The sequence below is a fragment of the Candidatus Bandiella numerosa genome, assembly GCF_021811875.1.
Classification (GTDB): domain Bacteria; phylum Pseudomonadota; class Alphaproteobacteria; order Rickettsiales; family Midichloriaceae; genus Aquirickettsia; species Aquirickettsia numerosa_A.
On sequence record NZ_JAJBJD010000077.1, the window covers coordinates 1 to 4919 of the forward strand.

General features: G+C 30.6%; 4 protein-coding genes. 1 reads left to right on the plus strand and 3 read right to left on the minus strand.

The annotated features are described in order from the left end of the window. Positions 1–213 precede the first annotated feature (213 nt). From L8D11_RS03370 to nrdR, 3 genes are all read right to left on the minus strand, one after another. Positions 214–1479: a M16 family metallopeptidase gene (locus tag L8D11_RS03370; RefSeq protein ID WP_236870266.1), complete on the minus strand. Its 1266-nt coding sequence runs from the start codon at positions 1477–1479 to the stop codon at positions 214–216. 296 nt (positions 1480–1775) lie between these two features. Beyond that, a complete protein-coding gene (locus tag L8D11_RS05920) occupies positions 1776–2882 on the minus strand; it encodes a UDP-N-acetylglucosamine--N-acetylmuramyl-(pentapeptide) pyrophosphoryl-undecaprenol N-acetylglucosamine transferase (RefSeq protein WP_236870267.1) in 1107 nt (368 codons plus the stop codon). Further along, entirely contained in the window at positions 2863–3336 is a 474-nt protein-coding gene (nrdR, locus tag L8D11_RS03380; protein WP_272906027.1) for a transcriptional regulator NrdR, read from the minus strand. The genes L8D11_RS05920 and nrdR overlap by 20 nt, the downstream gene beginning before the upstream one ends. A gap of 296 nt (positions 3337–3632) precedes the next feature. On the opposite strand from nrdR, the gene L8D11_RS03385 reads away from it, so the two are divergent. Beyond that, on the plus strand, positions 3633–4625 hold the full coding sequence (locus tag L8D11_RS03385) for an RluA family pseudouridine synthase (RefSeq protein WP_236870269.1): 993 nt from the start codon (positions 3633–3635) through the stop codon (positions 4623–4625). Positions 4626–4919: the final 294 nt, after the last annotated feature.

Consider the following 4919-nt stretch of genomic DNA (forward strand, 5'->3'; position numbering starts at 1 on the left):
ACTTTCTTGAATTCCTATTATTCTATCAGCTTTTATACCAAACTTATCGTTCTTCTTTATATGAATCTAATTTTTTAAATCCATTTATTGCATATCTTCCTTGCTTTGCATTTATGCAACGGCCTTAGGGATCTGATCGTCAATGCTCTCTATTTGTAACTGTTGAATATCCCCTGATTTAACTAACTTAACAGATTTTGGCATGACACAATTTTATAATTTTAACTTATCTATAATCTTATTATAACTACAAATATTTGCAACATTTCCAAGCGTAGTGATAGTAATATTGTTATTTAATAATATTTGCTTGGCTATTTTTTTTAATGATCCAGCAGACACATCGTTTACTTTTTTTAATATTTCATCATTACTAATATACCTACCAAACATTGCAAAATTGTTGCACAGCTTTTTTGCTCTAGATGTTGTACTTTCCATTGACATAAGTAGGTTTGATCTTATCTGCGCTTTGGCACGCTCAATTTCCATATCATCTATTTTTTCAGTAACACTCAATAATTCCTGTATAATCAAATCTATGAGCAAATTTATATTTTTTGGGTCAAGAGCAGAATGTATTCCAAATATTCCGCAATCGCTATAACTACTTGAAAACGCTGAAATATTATATACCAATCCCCTTTTTTCACGAATCTCCTGAAATAACCTCGATGACATGCCGCCACCAAGAATAATTGCTAAAATTTGCAAATCGTAAAAATTCTCGTCTAAATACGATAGACCCTCAAATCCCATTAAAAATTGATTTTGTTCTAGATCCTTACTAACTCGCAATTCTCCCCCAGAATAATTTGCCTTTTCATACTTTGAAACATTTGTAGTTTGAAAATTTTTAAATCTATCATCTACCATATCATTGAATTTATCTGCATCAAAATTTCCAGCAGCTGATATGATTGTATTTTTAGTAGAGTATTGATTTTTAAAATAATCACACAACTCCTCTCTACTTAATTTTTTTATAAACTCTTCTGTCCCTAAAATTGAACGACCGAGTGATTGATTTTTAAAAGCAGTTTCTTGAAAATAATCAAAAACTATATCATCTGGAGTATCTCTTGTCATACATAACTCCTGAAAAATCACTTCCCTCTCTTTCTCCAATTCCTCTTTAGCAAAAGTAGAATTTAAAATTATATCGGTAAGTATATCAGTTGCCTTTTCCAAATCATCTTTAAGCACTTTTGCATAATAAACGGTCGAAGTTCTTGATGTATAAGCATTAAAATACCCACCTATCATATCAAATTCTTCAGCAATATCTCTCGCCGTTCTTGTTGATGTACCTTTAAAGGCCATATGTTCTAAAAAATGAGAAATACCATTATTTTGTTGATTCTCGTTTCTACTGCCATTTTTCACTAATACACTAACAGTTATAGATTCAAAATCACTTGCCGTATCTGTTGCAACAGTCAACCCATTTTGCTTTATTGAATAATTTATTGATGTCATTAAAACTTTAAATCATTATTTTAAGCAATTCTACAAACTTTAAACTATTTAGCAACACAAAGTATATGTTACAAATCTACTTTTGCAGAATCAAATATTTTAGTGCAATGATCCGTAAATTTGTTAATTCTTCAGACTTTATTGCACTATTTATTAATACTGTAGCTACTACCATCTACTCGATCTTTAGCAGTTAATCCTTGATAATATTTAATATGGTAATTCGCTCTTTTTCTATAAGATATTTAACTATTTATTTATCACTGGTTGAGACAATAAAGCAATATAGTCTACAGCTATACCTCGTTAAAAACCCTATTTGCAGAATTAATATGAAGCTCTCTCAGTTGATTTTTATAGGATTTCTCCATCTCATATATGCTTTCAGGATTTTCTATGCAATCTTTGATATATGAAGCCAGCCACTTTGCTGAAAATTGGCCCTCCTCTTTCATAATGACTTTTGAATTTTCACTAAGGTATTTAGCATTATATAATTGGTGATTATCTTTTGCCTTGGCAAATGGAATCAATATCGCTGCTTTTTGAAATAATAACACCTCAACAACAGATGATGCACCTGCTCTTGAAATAATTAAATCATGCTTATTATACAATTCCTCAATATTATCGAAAAAAACTTTAACGTTAGATTTGCAATTTGTTTTAGAATAAATATCCACTGTGTCGTCTAAATACTCTTTTCTAACTTGATGGGTAATATGCACCATACTTTGCAAAGATTTTTCCAAATTTAAAATTGCTTCTGGCACTACATCACTAAATAGCTTCGCTCCCTGACTACCGCCTATTACCAATATTCTTAAATTTGTTATTTTTCTCCTTGCTTTAGCGTTGTACTCTGGCAAAACTTTTATCAAATTCTCTCTAATTGGTAGCCCTGTTAGGATAACTTTTTTTCTATATTTATCTTTAATTTTCTTTACATCTGGAAATGAGATTAACAGTTTATCCGCAAATGGTAAAAAAATTCTATTAATTTGCCCAAGAACCGAATTTTGTTCATGTAAAAAAAGAGGTATACCAAAAATTATTGCGCATAACGATGCTGGAAAAGCTGGATATCCACCGAATGAAATTATTACTTTCGGCCTTTTAAAACAAAATTTGTACATTATTTTTAATGTACTGATAAGCAAAAGCGATAAATTTAATACCCTATTACTCAAATTTTGCCTTGGAGATGTTGAGAAAATAACCGTTTTTTCGATATCACCAAATACTCCATCACAATATTTCAAAGCCCTTTCATCACATACGAGATGTAGCTTATAACCTTCTTTATGTAATTTTTCAGCAACAGCTTGTGCCGGAAACACATGTCCACCAGTCCCACCTGCAGAAATGATAATCGCTTTATTGTTAGTTGCTTTCTTTATCACTAGCTTTATGATCTAATGTTTGTATTAATCCTTTAAAATCCTGAACTTCCTTAAAATCCATATATACCGATGCATATCTAACATACGCAACTTGGTCAACCTTAATCAACTCATTCATCACTAACTCACCTATAATTTTAGATTCAACTTCTCCTTCTCCAAATTTTTGGAGCTTTTTTACTATACTTGAAGCAATTTTATTCAAAAGCTCATTTTCTATATTCCTTTTCCTAGTTGCTATCTCTAATGATCTTAGTAATTTTTGTATATCAAATGGTCTTTTTGAACCACTTCTTTTAATCACCATTATTTCTCGTACCTCCAGCATTTCATACGTAATAAATTTCGCCCCGCAATTATTACAAATTCTTCTACGCTTAATGCTAGAATTATCATCTGATGATCGCGAATCCTTTACTTGCGTATTCAAAAATTCACAAAAAGGACATTTCATAATTTTTAAAACTTACATATTTACTAGATTAATAATCTCTAAAATAGCGAATTATATGGTAAATATAAAGTTTTTTTGTATAATTAGTACTTAAAGGACTTGTGATTAATACCAATTCTCTAAAATAATTTGATAGATAAATTGGTATTTTTAAGAGATTTTTTATAATATCTGAGCCTAATGTACCTTGGATACATGGCGAAGATGATGTGAAAAATCACCAAAAAGACTAAATTTAAATGTTAAATTATTTAAGGTAATTGGTATAAGATGCACCTATTTTTAAAAATACTTTCATGAAATTAGTGAAATCGGATGAAATAGCTTATGATTTTGAAGTTATATCAGGTGAAGAAGGGGAACGATTGGACAAATTTATTACCTCAAAAATCAATGAACAAACAAGGTCGCAGGTTCAGTTTTTAATTCTTAATTCAGGGGTTACTCTTAACAACACTATAGAAAGAAATTGTGGAAAGAAGCTCAAAATTGGAGATTTAATTTCAATTTTCATTATAACGAAGCAAACCAACATAGAGCCATATAATTTAAAATTGGACATAGTATACGAAGATGAGGATTTGATGGTAATAAATAAACCAGCAAATCTTACTGTACATCCCGGAACAAACACAGATAATCAAACATTAGCGAACGCACTTGTATCATACTGTAAAACACTTTCCTCAGCAAGTGGGGATGATAGACCGGGAATAGTGCATAGGCTTGATAAGGACACTTCAGGATTAATGCTAGTTGCAAAAAATAACGATACTCATCTTTACTTATGCGGTCAAATCATGGAAAGAAAAGTAAAAAGAATATATTTAGCAATAACATATGGAGTGCCAAATCCTATTATAGGGCGCATCATGACCAATCTTGCCCCATGTAAAAAGAATCCTACAAAAATGCGTGTTGTTGGTGATGAAACAGGCAAAATAGCAATCACAAATTACAGAGTGATAAATGTTTATGAAAATAGGATGTTTAGTCTGGTGGAATGTGAATTAGAAACTGGTAGAACCCACCAAATAAGAGTGCATATGAAATATAAAAATACCCCTATTGTTGGTGATAAAAAATATGCCTTATATTACAATTTTAATCCAGAATTTGTATCAAAAGAGTTAGTTGATAAAATTAAGAGTTTTGACAGGCAAGCACTTCATGCTTATAAAATTTCTTTTACGCACCCTAAATCACTTAAACCGCTTGAATTTGAAATACCTATTGATAGTGGTATGAAGGAAATATTAAATTTATTAAAAGCTGATAATCCCAAATAATTAATTTGGCATGATAATTGCTCAGTACCAGTTAATATAATTTTATTTTGGTATTTTAAAATGTCTTCAGCAGGTATAGCAGCAGTAACCCAAGGTATGGCAGCGGCAGAGTCAGTCTCTAGTAAAATTGGTATAAATTTAAGTAATGCAAATACCCCTGGTTATAAAGTATAGTGGACTGAAAAATCAAGACAAAATTTTGAGAATTTTGCTTCCTATTATTAAGCAGCATTTTTCAATGCCTCTAAATAAACATTCATGGGCTTTTTATAGCCAATGCTAGAATGAAATCTT

Coding starts and splice junctions, on each gene's coding strand:
- nrdR (WP_272906027.1), bottom strand. CDS start 3,336: ATGAAATGTCCTTTTTGTGAATTTTTGAATACGCAAGTAAAGGATTCG.
- L8D11_RS03370 (WP_236870266.1), bottom strand. CDS start 1,479: ATGACATCAATAAATTATTCAATAAAGCAAAATGGGTTGACTGTTGCA.
- L8D11_RS03385 (WP_236870269.1), top strand. CDS start 3,633: ATGAAATTAGTGAAATCGGATGAAATAGCTTATGATTTTGAAGTTATA.